At 43.1% G+C, this 15797-nt stretch carries 14 protein-coding genes; 13 read left to right on the top strand and 1 reads right to left on the bottom strand.

What is annotated here, in order from left to right:
• Positions 1-6: 6 nt before the first annotated feature.
• From hpf to prfB, 4 genes are all read left to right on the top strand, one after another.
• A complete protein-coding gene (gene hpf, locus AC25Y6_RS10950; protein WP_488143036.1) occupies positions 7-570 on the top strand; it encodes a ribosome hibernation-promoting factor, HPF/YfiA family in 564 nt (187 codons plus the stop codon).
• A gap of 118 nt (positions 571-688) precedes the next feature.
• Positions 689-1870 carry an amidohydrolase gene (locus AC25Y6_RS10945; protein ID WP_488143035.1) on the top strand — a complete coding sequence of 394 codons (1182 nt, stop codon included), beginning with the start codon at positions 689-691 and terminating at the stop codon, positions 1868-1870.
• Positions 1871-2727: 857 nt separating this feature from the next.
• Positions 2728-5235: a preprotein translocase subunit SecA gene (secA, locus tag AC25Y6_RS10940; RefSeq protein WP_488143034.1), complete on the top strand. Its 2508-nt coding sequence runs from the start codon at positions 2728-2730 to the stop codon at positions 5233-5235.
• 39 nt (positions 5236-5274) lie between these two features.
• A protein-coding gene (gene prfB / locus AC25Y6_RS10935) for a peptide chain release factor 2 (protein ID WP_488143098.1) occupies positions 5275-6376 on the top strand; the annotation gives its coding sequence in 2 pieces (ribosomal slippage) (positions 5275-5346 and positions 5348-6376; 1101 coding nt in all).
• Positions 6377-6442: 66 nt separating this feature from the next.
• Here prfB and AC25Y6_RS10930 read toward each other — a convergent pair.
• The gene (locus tag AC25Y6_RS10930; protein WP_488143033.1) at positions 6443-6571 is read right to left on the bottom strand and encodes a hypothetical protein; all 129 of its coding nucleotides are present in this window, start codon (positions 6569-6571) and stop codon (positions 6443-6445) included.
• Positions 6572-6634: 63 nt separating this feature from the next.
• On the opposite strand from AC25Y6_RS10930, the gene cccB reads away from it, so the two are divergent.
• The 9 genes from cccB (at position 6635) to AC25Y6_RS10885 (ending at position 15434) form a co-directional block, all read left to right on the top strand.
• Positions 6635-6979, top strand: a complete 345-nt coding sequence (gene cccB, locus AC25Y6_RS10925; protein WP_488143032.1) for a cytochrome c551 — start codon at positions 6635-6637, stop codon at positions 6977-6979.
• 1002 nt (positions 6980-7981) lie between these two features.
• Entirely contained in the window at positions 7982-8665 is a 684-nt protein-coding gene (gene ftsE, locus AC25Y6_RS10920) for a cell division ATP-binding protein FtsE (protein ID WP_482103756.1), read from the top strand.
• A complete protein-coding gene (gene ftsX, locus AC25Y6_RS10915; protein WP_488143031.1) occupies positions 8655-9539 on the top strand; it encodes a permease-like cell division protein FtsX in 885 nt (294 codons plus the stop codon). Before ftsE ends, ftsX begins: the two co-directional genes overlap by 11 nt.
• Positions 9540-9575: 36 nt before the next feature.
• A complete protein-coding gene (locus tag AC25Y6_RS10910; protein WP_488143030.1) occupies positions 9576-10922 on the top strand; it encodes a murein hydrolase activator EnvC family protein in 1347 nt (448 codons plus the stop codon).
• A 124-nt stretch (positions 10923-11046) separates the two neighbouring features.
• On the top strand, positions 11047-11703 hold the full coding sequence (locus tag AC25Y6_RS10905; protein ID WP_488143029.1) for a hypothetical protein: 657 nt from the start codon (positions 11047-11049) through the stop codon (positions 11701-11703).
• The gene (locus tag AC25Y6_RS10900; RefSeq protein ID WP_488143028.1) at positions 11700-12281 is read left to right on the top strand and encodes a peroxiredoxin family protein; all 582 of its coding nucleotides are present in this window, start codon (positions 11700-11702) and stop codon (positions 12279-12281) included. The genes AC25Y6_RS10905 and AC25Y6_RS10900 overlap by 4 nt, the downstream gene beginning before the upstream one ends.
• Before the next feature lie 72 nt (positions 12282-12353).
• On the top strand, positions 12354-13802 hold the full coding sequence (locus tag AC25Y6_RS10895; RefSeq protein WP_488143027.1) for a S41 family peptidase: 1449 nt from the start codon (positions 12354-12356) through the stop codon (positions 13800-13802).
• Between the two features lie 151 nt (positions 13803-13953).
• On the top strand, positions 13954-15147 hold the full coding sequence (locus tag AC25Y6_RS10890; protein ID WP_488143026.1) for a PDZ domain-containing protein: 1194 nt from the start codon (positions 13954-13956) through the stop codon (positions 15145-15147).
• Positions 15148-15182: 35 nt separating this feature from the next.
• Entirely contained in the window at positions 15183-15434 is a 252-nt protein-coding gene (locus AC25Y6_RS10885; RefSeq protein WP_482100598.1) for a CsbA family protein, read from the top strand.
• Positions 15435-15797: the final 363 nt, after the last annotated feature.

Genomic DNA, 15797 nt, shown 5'->3' with positions numbered 1-15797 from the left:
GTTCATATGTTTGATTTTAATATCCGCGGTGAAAATCTAGAGGTAACTCCAGCAATTCGTGAACACGTCGAAAAGAAATTGCAAAAACTAGAAAGATATTTTACTGATGGCCCGAATGCTACGGCTAATGTGAACATGAAAGTGTATAATGATAAGCAAACAAAAGTGGAAGTAACAATTCCAATGAAGAACTTGACTCTTCGTGCTGAAGAGCGTCATAACGATCTATATGCAGCCATCGATTTGATTGTCGACAAACTCGAACGTCAAATTCGTAAATTTAAAACAAAAGTGAACCGTAAATTCCGTGAACGCGAAGGCGTTGCAGCATTCTTCGCATCCGTCAATAAGAGCGAAGAAAAAAATGGAGAAACAGTTGAAGAAGATCAGGAATTCCCAATCGTTCGTACAAAGAATTTTGATTTGAAACCAATGGACCAAGAAGAAGCAATTCTGCAAATGAATATGTTAGGTCACAATTTCTTCATCTTCACTGATGCAGATTCAGATGGCACAAATATAGTCTATAAACGCAGTGACGGAAAATATGGTGTTATTGAAACAAGCTGATTAATAAATGAGAGGGACCTCCAAGTGGCATTGTTACTTGGGGGTCTTATTTTTATGTTAGAGGTATTTTTCACCGTCCCCTCGTTAATCATTGATATAAAAAGGAGTGCATTCCCTCGTGAAACAACGCTTAATGAAAATGCTGGAAGAACGTAGTGATGAAATGATTGCGATTCGCCGTACCCTTCATGAAAACCCAGAATTATCATTTCAAGAAGAACAAACCGCACAGTATATTATCGATTTCTACGCCGGAAAAGCAGTAGAGATTCAAACAAATGTCGGCAACGGTTATGGAATAATTGTCACTATTAAAGGAGCGAAACCTGGGAAAACAATCGCTTTACGTGCAGACTTTGATGCCCTACCCATCGAAGAAGAAACGGAAGTGCCTTTCAAATCCAAAAATCCAGGCGTAATGCATGCATGTGGACATGATGGACATACGGCTTACTTACTCGTTCTAGCAGACTGTTTGATTCAAATGAAGGATGAGCTATCCGGAACGATTAAAATTATTCATCAACACGCAGAAGAAACGCCTCCGGGTGGAGCAAAAAGTATTGTTGAGTCAGGCGTGTTAGACGATGTAGATGCCATATTCGGGGTTCACTTATTTCCAACGCATCCCGCAGGTGTTGTAGGATACCGCAGTGGGTTAGCTATGGCAGGTCGTAGTTATTTTAAATTGGTGTTAAAAGGCAAAGGGGGCCATGGTTCTTCCCCGCATATGGCGAATGATCCAATTGTCGCGGGAGCTCACTTTGTCACAGCTGTTCAAACAATTATTAGTCGTCGCCTAAACCCATTTGATATGGGTGTAATCACGATTGGTTCGTTTGACGGAAAAGGTACTTTTAATGTCATAAAAGACAGTGTGGAGCTTGAAGGCGATGTGCGATACATGACAGATGAAACGCAAGCGCTGATTGAAAAGGAAATTCACCGTATCGTAAAAGGGCTTGAGGAAGAGTTTGGCGTTGCTTGCGAGCTAGACTATGTGGCAGATTATCCACCACTTTATAATGATCCGGGCGTTGTGGAAGAAATTGTAGAGATATTACAACTTTCTAAAGAAATAGAAATAAAAGAAGTCGTAGAATTTCCGATGTTCTCTGGTTCTGAGGATTTTGCTTACTATACAAAAAAAATCCCGGGCGCATTCATCTATATAGGGAGTGCACCAAAAGGAGTAGAAAAACCATATTTTAATCATCACCCGAAATGGGATATCGACGAGGATGCATTATTGGTAGCAGCAAAAGCCGTAGCGGGAATAGTGTGTGAATATAGCAGGTAATTGCGGAGACTATCTTGAAGAAGAGAAGAAACTCTTCAGGAGAGTCTCCTTTTTGTATTTCAATTATGTGAGATGGATTGTAGAATGTAGAACGTTTGGCGCTTTGGGGATGCCTCTGGCCCAGTGCGAGGGTACTGAAAAAGTCCAATCTCCTTCAATCCCGTTGATTTTCGTTCCGAGCGGACGCTTTCTGCGGGCACGGCTTCTGCCTCCTCGTCACTGCGTTCCAGCGGGGTCTTCCGCTCGCGCTGTTCCCGCTGGAGTCGCCGCTCTCCACTAAAATCAACTAGTTCTTATTATAATAAAGAACTTTTTCAGTGGTCTCCCATGAGCCTGGATTAACGCTTCGCATCCAATCTCATGGCTTCGGCGACCCCTTTGCCGCGCCTGCGCTGGAGTTTCCCATTATTGAAAGTAATTCAAAGAGGTGTGCACTGAGATTATAATGTGATTACTATTTGTTACTAATTTCATTGGAGAAAGACGCACGATAGATTGCAGGTCTAAACCCCAATAACGAAATGCGCTATCTTAAAAAGACGATCCAGCGAAAGCGCGACTTAGTGGTAGCCGAAGCGATAAGACTGAAAGTGGTTTTCTTTCTGGCTTATCGCGAGAGGCATCCACAAAGCGCAAAGCGGTATTAGGAGAATTTCTAATTCTATCTATAATAAACTATCCAACTAAATCGCGTCTTCGTAGTCTCTCAAGGGGCGTTCCCATGCGATTACCCCCAACGATAATATGGAAAATATCCAACTCACCGAGCTAAAAACGAGTTGTTTTAGGTAGACCATTTGCACCGTGCAATTCTCAGTGTTAAAATAAAGGGTGAACCTAATGAGGATGTGACCTGAATGCTTGGCGTATTGAATAAAATGTTTGATATGAATAAACGAGATTTGAAAAGGCTCGACAAAATTGCGGACAAGGTTGAAGCGCTCGCAACTCAGATGGAGCAGCTAACAGATCAAGACCTTACAGCAAAAACGGTGGAATTCAAAGAACGGTTTATAGCTGGAGAAACGCTCGACGACCTCCAGGCAGAAGCATTTGCAGTCGTACGAGAGGCATCGCGACGTGTCCTTGGCATGTATCCATTCCGCGTGCAAATCATTGGAGCTGCTGCTTTACATGAAGGTAACATTGCAGAGATGAAAACCGGTGAAGGGAAGACATTGACGTCGACTCTAGCGGTTTATTTGAATACGCTTGCTGGTAATGGCGTACACGTTGTAACAGTCAACGAATACTTAGCAAGCCGTGACGCAACAGATATGGGACTGCTCTATGAGTTTCTAGGTCTATCTGTTGGATTAAACTTAAATAGTTTATCAAAAGAAGAGAAACGGGAAGCGTACAGTGCAGATATTACGTACACCACGAACAACGAACTCGGATTTGACTATTTGCGTGACAACATGGTGCTTTACAGTGAACATAGAGTACAGCGTCCGCTATTCTACGCGGTTATCGATGAGGTTGACTCCATTTTAATTGACGAAGCCCGTACACCGCTTATCATTTCGGGACAAGCCGCCAAAGCGGCCGAGTTATACCGTTTAGCAAATATGTTTACGAAATCGCTCAAAAAAGAGGAAGATTATTCATATGATGAGTCAACGAAAGGTGTCGTACTGACAGAAAGTGGAATCGAGAAATCGGAAGCCGCGTTCAGTATCGAAAACCTATTCGATTTAGAACATACGACACTCAACCATGCGATTAACCAATCGTTGAAAGCGCAAGCGAGTATGCATATCGATGTCGATTATGTTGTCCAGGAAGGCGAAGTCGTCATCGTTGACTCATTCACAGGACGCCTTATGAAAGGGCGCCGCTACAGTGATGGACTTCACCAGGCAATCGAAGCAAAAGAAGGCCTAGAAGTGCAAAACGAAACAATGACGCTCGCAACAATTACATTCCAGAACTACTTCCGGATGTACGATAAGCTTTCCGGTATGACGGGTACAGCGAAAACGGAAGAAGAGGAATTCCGCAATATTTACAACATGAACGTCATTGCAATTCCAACGAACCGTCCACTTGCCCGTGATGACCACGCGGATTTAATCTACGCGTCGATGGAAGGCAAGTATAAAGCAGTCGCTCAAGATATCAAAGAGCGTCATGAAAAAGGGCAGCCAGTCCTTGTCGGTACGGTTGCGATTGAAACGTCCGAAATCATTTCTAGCCACTTGACGAAATACGGTGTGAAGCATAATGTATTAAATGCGAAAAACCATAGCCGCGAAGCCGAAATCATTTTGGAAGCAGGTCATAAAGGCGCTGTTACAATTGCGACAAACATGGCAGGTCGAGGAACGGACATTAAATTGGAAGCAGGCGTGCAAGAACTTGGCGGTCTGGCAGTTCTCGGTACTGAGCGACATGAATCACGCCGTATTGATAATCAGCTCCGTGGACGTTCTGGACGTCAGGGAGATCCTGGTGTCACACAGTTCTATTTATCGCTTGAGGATGAATTAATGCGCCGATTCGGCTCCGATCAGATGAAATCGATGATGACAAAACTTGGTATGGACGACGAGACGCCAATTCAATCGAAAATGGTATCGCGTTCGGTTGAAGCTGCTCAGAAACGGGTAGAGGGGAATAACTTCGATGCACGGAAAAGGTTGCTTCAGTATGATGATGTGCTACGTCTACAACGTGAAATCATCTACAAAGAACGTAATGAAGTTCTGGAGTCCGAGAACATCCGTGAAGTATTAGAAAAAATGTTGTCAAATGTCATCGGCAATGCAGTGGCAATTCATACGACAGAAGAAAAACAAGAAGATTGGAACTTAAAGGGTCTCGAAGATTTCTTAGGTGCCAACTTGCTTCCTGATGGCCGTGTGACAGTTGTTAGTATGCAAGAGAAATCCGTTGAAGAATTGACGGCATTCATTCATGAGGCGGTCATTGAGCGTTATGATGAAAAAGAAGTGGAAATGTCGGAAGAGCGCATGCGCGAATTCGAAAAAGTTGTCCTCCTTCGTGCCATTGATTCGAAATGGACCGATCATATTGATGCAATGGACCAATTACGTCACGGTATCCATTTACGCGCCTATGGACAATCCGATCCGCTCCGTGAGTATCAGTCGGAAGGGTTTGCAATGTTCGAGGAAATGGTCGCTTCAATCGAAAATGATTCAGCGAAATACGTGATGAAGGCAGAAATTCGCGACAACCTTGAGCGTGAGGAAGTAGTGAAAGCGCAAGCCGTTAATCCGAAAGAGGATGGCGAGCAAGTACGCAAGAAACCAGTACGACGTGCGGTTAACATCGGACGCAACGATTCATGCCCATGCGGCAGTGGAAAAAAGTACAAAAACTGCCACGGCAAAGCGTAAGCTACCTAGCAACTCAAAATTCAGGAGGAAACTATTATGATGGAATTATCCGATGTACGCAACGAGCTCGACAAATCAGCTAAGAAATTAGCGGACTTTAGGGGGTCTCTTTGACTTAGAAAACAAAGAGGCACGAATCCAAGAGTTAGATGAAGCAATGCTGGAGCCCGGTTTCTGGGATAGCCAGGAAGCTGCACAAAAAGTAATTTCCGAATCAAACGCGTTGAAAGACGTTGTCGGCGAGTATACAGAGTTAACAGATGAACAGGAAAACCTTGAAATGACACAAGAACTATTGCGTGAAGAAAACGATGCAGAGATGCAAGAAGATCTTGTGGCTGAGTTGAAAGAATTCAAGAAAAAATTGGATGCTTTTGAATTGCAAATGCTTCTGAGCGATGAATACGATAGTAACAATGCAGTTCTTGAACTTCATTCAGGGGCGGGCGGTACGGAATCCCAAGACTGGGCATCCATGCTGCTGCGCATGTACACACGCTGGGCTGAGCATCGCGGCTTTAAAGTCGAGACACTCGACTACCAAGCAGGGGATGAAGCCGGCGTGAAATCCGTAACGCTATCCATTAAAGGCCATAACGCATATGGTTATTTAAAAGCGGAAAAAGGCGTTCACCGTCTCGTTCGGATTTCTCCGTTTGACTCATCAGGCCGTCGCCATACGTCATTCTCTTCTATAGAAGTAATGCCGGAGTTCGAAGGCGATGTAGACATTGACCTTAAAATGGAAGACGTTAAAATCGACACGTACCGTTCAAGCGGTGCTGGTGGTCAGCACGTCAATACGACAGATTCTGCTGTCCGTATGACACATATACCAACAGGTGCAATCGTTACATGCCAAACCGAACGTTCGCAAATTAAAAACCGTGATCGCGCAATCAATTTATTGAAAGCGAAGATTTACCAGATCCGGGTCGAAGAAGAAGAAGCGCGTCTTCTTGAAATACGGGGAGATCAAAAAGAAATTGGTTGGGGAAGTCAGATCCGTTCATACGTTTTCCATCCGTATTCCATGGTGAAAGATCACCGTACGAGTGCAGAAACAGGAAACGTAAGTGCAGTCATGGACGGCGAAATCGATTTGTTCATCAATGCCTTTTTACGGTCACGTATTTCGTAATTGAATGGAATGAAATGAAGTGCACTTCGGTGCGCTTTTTTTATGAGCAAACAGGTTTTGAAGCATTCAATTATGTGTATAGTAAAAGATATAGACAGGAATTGCTGTTTGTTTCCCTGTCGTCGGCGTGAAAAGAGTTGGTTCGACGGTAATTGTCATCATTTTGTCAGTATCGGAAACCTTCAAGTGGTTCAAATGCGTTTTACTTTGGTATACTGTGGTATGAAGTATAACAATTAACAGATGGAGGTAAGAAAAATGAAAAACAAGTTTTTAGCAGTCATGTTCGGAGCTGCACTTGTCCTCGGCGCATGTGGCGGCGGCGACGATAATGCAAACGAAACAGACAAAGGTACGGATACAGGTAGTGAAACAGCTTCAGTAGATGCAGAAGCAGTAGTTAGTACAAGCTGTATCACATGTCACGGAGGTAACCTCGAAGGTGTAGGTGGCGCACCTGCACTTAGTGACGTTGGTTCACGCTTGTCTGAATCTGAAATCCACGACATTATCGTTAACGGTCAAGGCGGAATGCCAGGCGGACTTATTAAAGATGAAGCAGAAATCAACGCAGTCTCTAAATGGCTTGCAGCGAAAAAATAAGGTTACAAATCAAACTGCTGTCAGGGGATTTCCTGACAGCGTTTTTTTTGTGTTTTAGTGGGTGTTCATGTTTCTCTTGTCGAATTGCGCTAACAGACTAGGTACTAAGTGTAGAATTACTTTTGGTTCGCTTTGAATTGAATAAACTTGTATACGATTATCGAGACGGCTGAATAAGCAGGATGCGAAAAAGTCGCATCCCTACTAATTTTTTCGGTACGACGGAATAGATGACTTCTTATATGGAGAGAAGCGGCCCAAGAAACAATTTTGGCCGTCTAAACCTGATAATATAGTTTCTCTATTTATATTATAAAGTAGTGTCAATTTCTTATAAAGTTTACAGGGAATGCAATCTACAACGTGCGAGAGTGCCCGAAATTGCATCTTCGGGCACTTACGCCCTCTATAGAAAACCATCTATTCTTTTCTTTCAACGTAACTGCATTTTTCACTTGAAGATTGTAGGAACGCGACAGGCGATTAATCACAACAGTAAACCCGAAAAGAGTGTGGCTAGAAGTGATGAAGTCACTTCTAGCCACACATGCCCCTCGGTAAAACGGTCGAGATTAATTCGCCGAAAGCGGACCGGAAATAGTCCAGTGAAAATGACGACCTACAAACCCTTCTCGCCAGCTTTTTATGCAATATGTGGTTAATCAACAGGCGTGTTGCTTCTAATTATTACCCACTGCTACATTCAATATTACGCTTTTTATAACCTTTTGTAATAATAATTCTATACATCTAGCAATAGATTAATATACGTTATACATATCTGTCTATTAAGGAGGAATTACCCTTAAAAAGGGCGAATAGTACAAATACGTTAGTTACTCTGTCACATTTACCGCTGTGCCGATAGTAATAAGTAAGTATATTACCGACATGGTTTTCAAGTTTCAAATGAAACACAACTGTAATGTTTATAGAGTCGAATCATGCTATAATTGGGCTATTGGAAAAAAAGCGAGATATTAATAATCAGGTGGTTTTAGAATGATTGTGATGAAAAATGTCTACAAAAAGTACCCGAATGGCGTCGTTGCAGCAAATGGCATAAACATTGAAATCGATCCGGGAGAGTTTGTGTATGTGGTCGGTCCAAGTGGAGCCGGTAAGTCAACGTTCATTAAAATGATGTACCGTGAAGAAGCACCTACTAGCGGAGACATTATCATCAATGGTATAAACCTTGCCACACTTCGCAATAAACGTATTCCCCATTTACGCAGGCAGATTGGTGTCGTTTTTCAAGACTTCAAATTATTACCTAAACTGAATGTTTACGAGAATGTGGCATTTGCACTCGAAGTTATCGAAGAATCCCCCGAATCAATCCGGAAAAAAGTGAATGATGTCCTTGGGCTTGTCGGACTCACGCAAAAAGCGCGGATGTTTCCGAATGAATTGTCAGGTGGGGAAGAACAACGTGTTTCCATCGCAAGGTCAATCGTCAATGTACCTAAGGTTGTCATTGCAGACGAACCGACAGGAAATTTAGACCCTGAAACATCATGGGAGATCATGAGGATCTTCGAACAGATTAATGCTCGTGGAACGACGATTGTCATGGCCACCCATAATAGGGAGATTGTAAATGCGATAAAACACCGCGTTATTGCTATTGAAGGCGGACTCATTACCCGTGATGAATACGGAGGTGAGTACTATGAAGGCTAGAACTTTCGGTCGGCATGTGCGCGAAAGTTTCAAAAGCATTCGCCGTAATAGCTGGATGACATTTGCATCAGTCAGTGCCGTCACTGTTACTCTTCTACTCGTTGGCGTATTCATCGTTATCATGATGAACTTAAATCAATTGGCTGACAATATTGAAAATGACGTTGAAATTAAAGTCGTTGCAGATCCTGCAGCAGACGAGAAAGCAATTAAAGAGTTGGAACAAAAAGTACGCTCGACAGCTGGAATCCTCGAAGTCGTCTATTCGTCGCGGGACCAGGAATTGAACAAGATGATTAAATCATTCGGCGATGAGCTTAGCTTATATAAACAAAGTAACCCTCTCGGCGATGCTTTGTATGTAAAAGCAAAGGATCCGCAGAAGACTGCGACCATTGCCAAAAAAATCGATACATATGACTACACGTATGAGGTCATATACGGTGAAGAAAAGGTTGAAAAGCTTTTCAATGTACTGAACACAAGCCGCAATATCGGCCTCGTATTAATATTGGCTCTTTTATTCACGGCGATGTTCCTCATCTCGAATACAATCCGTATCACGATTGTGGCAAGAAAAAGAGAAATTGAAATCATGAAATTAGTTGGAGCGACGAACAACTTTGTACGTATTCCGTTTGTTTTGGAAGGGATTTGGCTTGGTATTTTAGGTGCTCTTGCTCCGATGGTTATCATTTCTATATCCTATTACAAACTTTATGAACATTGGGAGCCGAGACTGCAAGGAGAGCTCTTCCAATTGCTGAATACAACGCCTTTCATTTTCCAGTTAAATGGACTTATTCTTTTCATGGGTATTTTCATTGGCATCTGGGGCAGTTTCATGTCTGTTCGTAAATTCCTTAACGTCTGAACCATATATAGAGAGTTTGAAAGGGGAACTGAGAAATTGAGTAAATACAGAAAGTTGCTTTCTAGTGCAATTGCGATTGTTTTCTTGTCAACCGTTATTAGTGGAGCGAGCGTTACAGCAAACCCATTGGATGACATGAAAGAAGAACAGAAACAACTAGACCAGAAGAAAAACGAATTGAATACGGGCATCAATGAAAAAAATTCCGAAATAAAAACGAAGAAAACAACGATCGAAAATATAACGGATCAAATTTTGGAATTGAATGCGAAAATAGAAGAGTCAAATCAAAAAATTAACAGTGTCGTTGCTGAGATAAACAAAACGACAGATGAAATCGACGCATTGCGCGTTTCCATCGCTGACCTTGAAAAGAAAATTGAAGAACGTGATGTAGTATTGCGTGACCGCGTACGCGCGATGCAAGTGAAGGGCGGACAAGTCAACTATCTTGACGTTCTCCTCGGTGCAAACAGCTTTGCAGATTTCATCGACCGTTTTTCCGCTGTTACATCATTGATGGATGCAGACCGTAATATTATGGAACAACAAGCGAATGATATTGCACAGCTTGAAGAAGAAAAAGCACTTGTCGAATCAAAGCTTGCGGAACAAGTAGCGAGTAAAGAAAAACTTCAAGCGTTGAAGGACTCACTTGTGGCGCAAAGGAGTAGCAAGGATAAGTTGATTGATCAATTGGAAGCCGAACAAAAGAAATTGGCTAACGAAAAGAGTCAGCTTGAATCTGATTTAGATGAAACATATAAAGTGAGTGAAGAGCTTGCAAGTAAGATTTCCGCTGAGCAAAATCGTCTCGTTGAAATTGCTCGCAAACTTGAAAATGAACGTAAAGCAAAAGTAAAAGCAGAAGCAGAAGCTGCAGCGGCAGCAAAAGCAAAAGCGAATACAAGTAATAGCACAAGTAAAAGTAGTGCAAGCACATCTTCTTATCTTCCACCCGTATCAAACGGTACTTGGACGAAACCTGCTTCCGGAACGTACACATCATCATTCGGATGGAGAACACATCCAATCTACGGTACGCAAAAACAGCATCGTGGAGCTGATATTGCAAATAGTGTAGGAACTTCTATTGTGGCTGCAGGAGACGGTATTGTTAGTCACGCAGGTCCAATGGGCACATACGGAAATGTCGTTATGATTACGCATTCCGTCAATGGTCAAATTTTCACAACAGTCTACGCTCATTTATCTAGCATTGGCGTAGGCGCTGGTTCACAAGTTTCCAAAGGTCAATTCATTGGCGGTATGGGGTCTACAGGTGCATCAACCGGATCTCACTTGCATTTTGAAATGCATATCGGAAATTGGTCAGCTTATGGACCAAGTGCCGTGAATCCGTTACGTTACGTTTCATTCTAACTAATTGTGTCCGCCTAGAATCTTAGGCGGACTTTTTTTGCCTATTTTCAATTCGATAGATAGCTTTCATACCGGTTTTTATATACCATTGTAGTATTAATATAGTCGAAGGAGTATTACGCGGATGCCGATTACTACATATTTCACGCTGGGTGGCTTGAGTATGCCGTCGTCTTGGATTGCCCTCATTGCCGCATTTGTTTTCGCATATACTCTAATTCGGGTTCGTTACGGGAAAGTCCATGCAGGTCACATCGGGGATGCATTCTTTTACTTAGTAATTGTTTGGAAGTTAAGTCTATTCATTACTGATTTCGATTCGATTCTGCGTTCTCCCCTCGCGCTTGTTTATTTCCATGGAGGGATTGTTGGCTTTTACTTAGGTCTCTCCTTTATTTTAGGAAAGATTTTATGGGACATGAAAAAGGGTCGGTTAGATGTAGATGGAATTCGAGCGCTCTTTACGGGTGCTGTCTTAATTCAAGGCGTCTTCCAAGTGATGATGGTCTTTTTGAATGAAGGTGCGCTCATTGCGCAAGTGATGACCATTGCCATTTTTGGGCTATTTACTCTGTTTTTCTGGATTATTAGCAAAAAAGCGGAAAATTGGTCGATTCAACTCGTCTTATTGTTCATGGCGGTTCACATTTTTGTAGCTGCCATCCAACCGTCGGGACTTTTTGAGACGCCGCTCAGTTCTACATTACTCATCGGTGTCTTCTTTACGGTACTGTTTTTGCAGAAAAGCCGTATAAAAGGTAAATTGGAGGATCAGACATGAATAAAAAAACGTTAGGTATACTTATAGCCACGCTCCTTATTGGCACATTGGTTATCATTATGGTGAAGTCAAATACGAATACTGTAAAACCGATTACCAATCATCTGATTGATGAAAATGGCAATTCAACGGATGCATTGCCTGGTTTGAAAAAGGGTCAAACTCCACCTGACTTTGAACTTGCCACGCCTTCTGGAGAGACTATCAAGCTATCCGATTATAAGGGGAAAAAAGTGATTTTAAATTTCTGGGCATCTTGGTGTGGGCCGTGTAAAGCAGAAATGCCACATATGCAAAATTACTATGAGAAAAACAAAGAGTCCGACAATGTTGAAATCATCGCGGTCAATATGACGACGGAAGAAAGGCGTGGCATGAAGGGCGTTGAAGAATTCATCAAAAGTTACGGTTTGTCGTTCCCAATTCCGCTAGATAGCGAGGGTACCGTTTCGGATGCCTATCAAGTCGCCATCATTCCCACGACCTATATCATCGGGACTGACGGGAAAATTAGTCAAAGAGTCGTCGGACCGATGGATGAAAAGATATTGGAAACAATTATAAAGAATTCAGATTGAAGTTACCGGTTTTCTGCTGTCGTAATGTTCCTTTTTTGTTCATATAGTGGACAGAGGAGGGGACATTGCATTATGCAGAGAAGCCGGTTTTTGATATTTATTATTCTGGCCGCTTTGGCGACGGTCGTCTTTCTTCTGTTAGACGGATGTGCAGGAGAAGGAAGTGCAAAAAAAGAGGAAGGGGCAATTAGCGCATCATTTCCAGTGATTGACGAAGCATTTGATGTTATCAAAGAGAAGGGCGTTTACCCTGTGGATAAGGACAGGTTGGTTGAGGGGGCACTTCGCGGAATGGCGGATGTCATCGGTGATCCGTATTCATCGTATCTGACGCAGGATGAGGCAGCTGCCCATAAGGAGTCACTCGCAGGGGAACGTATCGGAATTGGCGCTGAAATTACACGTTCAAATGGGAAATTTATCATCGTAGCACCTGTTAAAGGTTCACCATCGGAGAAAGCGGGATTGCGGCCATATGACGAAATTGTCCGCATTGATGGCAAGCGCATCGATGGAGAATCGCTACAGGACGTTGTACAGCGCATACGGGGTAAGAAAGGGACAGCGGTTTCCCTGACAATCTTCAGACCAGATTTGGATAAACATCTTGAACTGACCGTCATGCGAGACAGCATTTCCGTGAAAACTGTAGCAACTGAAGTGCTTGAAGAGCGCGGACAGAAGATCGGTTACATATCGATTACGATGTTTGGCAATGAAAGCCCGAAAGAATGGCTGGAAGCAACAAATAAGCTGATTAGTGACGGAGCAGGATCGCTGATTATCGATGTGCGCGGGAATCCCGGTGGTTATCTCCATGCTGTCGGCAGTATCATAGACAGTTTAGTAGAAGATGATACAATTTTCGCCTATATGGAAGATGCAGCTGGAAACCTGGAGCCGCTAGCCACCGAAAAGTCAGAAAAACTTGCTTATGATGAAAAATTGAAAAAGATACCCGTTGTATTGCTGCAAGATAAAGGAAGTGCTTCTGCGAGTGAAGTGTTGAGTGCCGCTTTGAGAGATTTAAAAAGAGGGTACATCATCGGTGCAACGAGTTTTGGAAAAGGGACAGTTCAAGAAACGATGGATTTGTCGAATGGTGGGGAAATGAAGTTATCTACCCATAAATGGCTTACGCCGAAAAAGAAGTGGATTCATTCGAAGGGTGTAACAGCGGAACTCGAAGTCCTTCAAAATGAATTATTCAGTGAGCACATTCGGCTCGTAACGGAAATTTACTCAGAAGGTGATTACCATGACGATATAGCCTATGCTCAGAAGATGTTGACGGGTCTAAGTTATAACGTTGCTCGGACAGATGGATTCTATGACGAATCAACATCGCGCGCTGTTCGTGCATTTCGCGACGATGCCAAAGTTGAAGTGGTGTCTACCATGGATCGACTATTTTTCTCGAAACTGAAAGATGAAGTGGAAGCGTTCAGAACTGAACGGAAAAATGACGATCAACTGCAAATGGCAATTGGCTATATACACCACAAAATGTTGACGAAGTAACAACGAGCTCCTGATGCAAGCCGTCGGGAGTTTTTTTGTTGTACATAGGATCCAGCGATTCGCCTATAAGCGAAATCTACCATTTTATGAAAAATTCTATTCGCAATCACATTGGGTACCAAACTTTTGGTACAATGAGAGAAATGAAGTTGTGTCAGATTGGATGGTGACGGATTTGTCTAAGGAAATGATGTTGAATATAGTAGAGGTGCTAGGACTATTTTTCCTAAATCCATTATTTATAGCCGCGCTTTTTACAGCAGTCGCTGTCGGGTATTTCCGTGTTAAGAAGGAGCGCCGGAATTTCAAAGTTCGTTTATTACCAGGTTTAACCGAATTGAAAAAGCTATTAGCCGAATCGTGGCCGTATGCGCTCGTTTTGTCTGTTTTGATCTCCGGAGTAGGATTGTCAGTGGATCCGGGTTGGTTGGTGTTGTTTTCAGCAGCCGCGCTCGTTGGCTTGCTTTTTTTCTATTACAAAATCACTTCACCTATTTATTTTGCAGCAGTGGCTTTCTTCGCCCTGTATTTCATGGAAAAGTATATGGCAGATTTCACTTTTAGAGGTTGGTCTCCAGAACAAGCAGACCTGCTAGGTGACCTCGCTGTAACGATTCCGGTTATTGCCGGTTTACTATTAATTGCGGAAGGACAACTCATAAGTCGTCATTCCGTCCGCTATGCGTCACCGTTCTTGATGCATACGAACCGTGGACTTCGGGCCGCTGCCTTCAAGACCAAGCGGCTGTGGCTGTTGCCAGTTGTCTTTCTCGTTCCGGGAGATATGATTACGTCGGTTGTCCCTTATTGGCCGCAGTTTACACTAGGAGGAAATGCATTCAGTTTCGTTCCTGTGCCAGTAATCATTGGGTTTTCACAAGTAGCACGTACATTGTATCCGGATGTTTTATATCCTAAAATTGGCCGTGCCGTCGTTTGGACAGGCACAGCGGTTATCATTATAGGACTCGCTGCACTGTGGTTGCCCATGCTCGGTTGGTTGTCTCTACTAATCGGAGTCGTTTGCCGGGCTAGCATCTCCATACATGCTTACCTTGGGGAACGTAGAGGCGGATTTGCAGTGGCTCCTCGTCCCGCAGGTGTCGTCGTAGCAGGCGTCGTACCGGGTTCACCGGGTGAAAAAATGGGCCTGTTGCCCGGAGAATGTATCCGAACTGTAAACGGACTGCGGGTTAGCAATGAAAAAGAACTATATGATGCAATCCAGCTCAACGCTGCACATTGCCGGTTGCAAGTGATTGACCGCAATGGAGAAGTACGGCTGATGCAGCAGGTTATCTACCGGCACGACCATCACCGACTTGGACTTCTCGTCGTTCGGTAATCGGGTGCGAGGCCACTCGGAAAGGAATGTGTAAAATGGATTCACTTGAAACTAAACTGATGCTCGCCTTATTTCTACCGGGACTTCTTGTCATATTATTTACCCGCGTGACTTTTCATCACATTGTGGGTTTGATTTTGACGGTTGCTTTGATTGCCGCATCGGTCTACGCGGGTTACACGCACAACTGGATGCTTTACGTGGCAGACGCGCTGTCACTGACTGTCGGTTTTTGGTACGCAACACGAATGGTCAAGATTGCAAGACAACACCAAGAAGAGGATTGAATCGTGAAACCGCTCGCTTGTATAGGAGCGGTTTTTTTGTGGAATGAAATGAGGGGAAAGCGGTGAAAAATGGGTGGCTACGATCCCGAGCAAAACACTGATAATATGAAATTGGAAAGCGATTTGAGCAAGGAAAAGCAAATAGGTAATAAATATGCACATAAAAAATGAACCGGGAAATGTTTCTCCAGGCTCATATAATTTATTCTTCAATTTTTACTAAAGCACCATTTAGTTGAAGACAATCGGTTTTACCCGACATAAAAGGCACTAATTGTTTCGTATACCTTTCATATCTCCATAATAAGATACAAATTCCTTTAATTCTTCTAGTGTTGAAGGAATAAAGCTTTGGTCGCTATC

The sequence above is a fragment of the Sporosarcina sp. Y1004 genome, assembly GCF_057669665.1.
Note: the sequence above shows the minus strand (reverse complement) of the source record. Positions and strands in the feature narration are given on the sequence as shown.

Bases quoted from the DNA above. Each gene is read 5' to 3' on its own strand.
- hpf (WP_488143036.1), top strand. From the start codon at position 7: ATGTTTGATTTTAATATCCGCGGTGAAAATCTAGAGGTAACTCCAGCA.
- secA (WP_488143034.1), top strand. From the start codon at position 2,728: ATGCTTGGCGTATTGAATAAAATGTTTGATATGAATAAACGAGATTTG.
- cccB (WP_488143032.1), top strand. From the start codon at position 6,635: ATGAAAAACAAGTTTTTAGCAGTCATGTTCGGAGCTGCACTTGTCCTC.
- ftsE (WP_482103756.1), top strand. From the start codon at position 7,982: ATGATTGTGATGAAAAATGTCTACAAAAAGTACCCGAATGGCGTCGTT.
- ftsX (WP_488143031.1), top strand. From the start codon at position 8,655: ATGAAGGCTAGAACTTTCGGTCGGCATGTGCGCGAAAGTTTCAAAAGC.
- AC25Y6_RS10905 (WP_488143029.1), top strand. From the start codon at position 11,047: ATGCCGATTACTACATATTTCACGCTGGGTGGCTTGAGTATGCCGTCG.
- AC25Y6_RS10900 (WP_488143028.1), top strand. From the start codon at position 11,700: ATGAATAAAAAAACGTTAGGTATACTTATAGCCACGCTCCTTATTGGC.
- AC25Y6_RS10895 (WP_488143027.1), top strand. From the start codon at position 12,354: ATGCAGAGAAGCCGGTTTTTGATATTTATTATTCTGGCCGCTTTGGCG.
- AC25Y6_RS10885 (WP_482100598.1), top strand. From the start codon at position 15,183: ATGGATTCACTTGAAACTAAACTGATGCTCGCCTTATTTCTACCGGGA.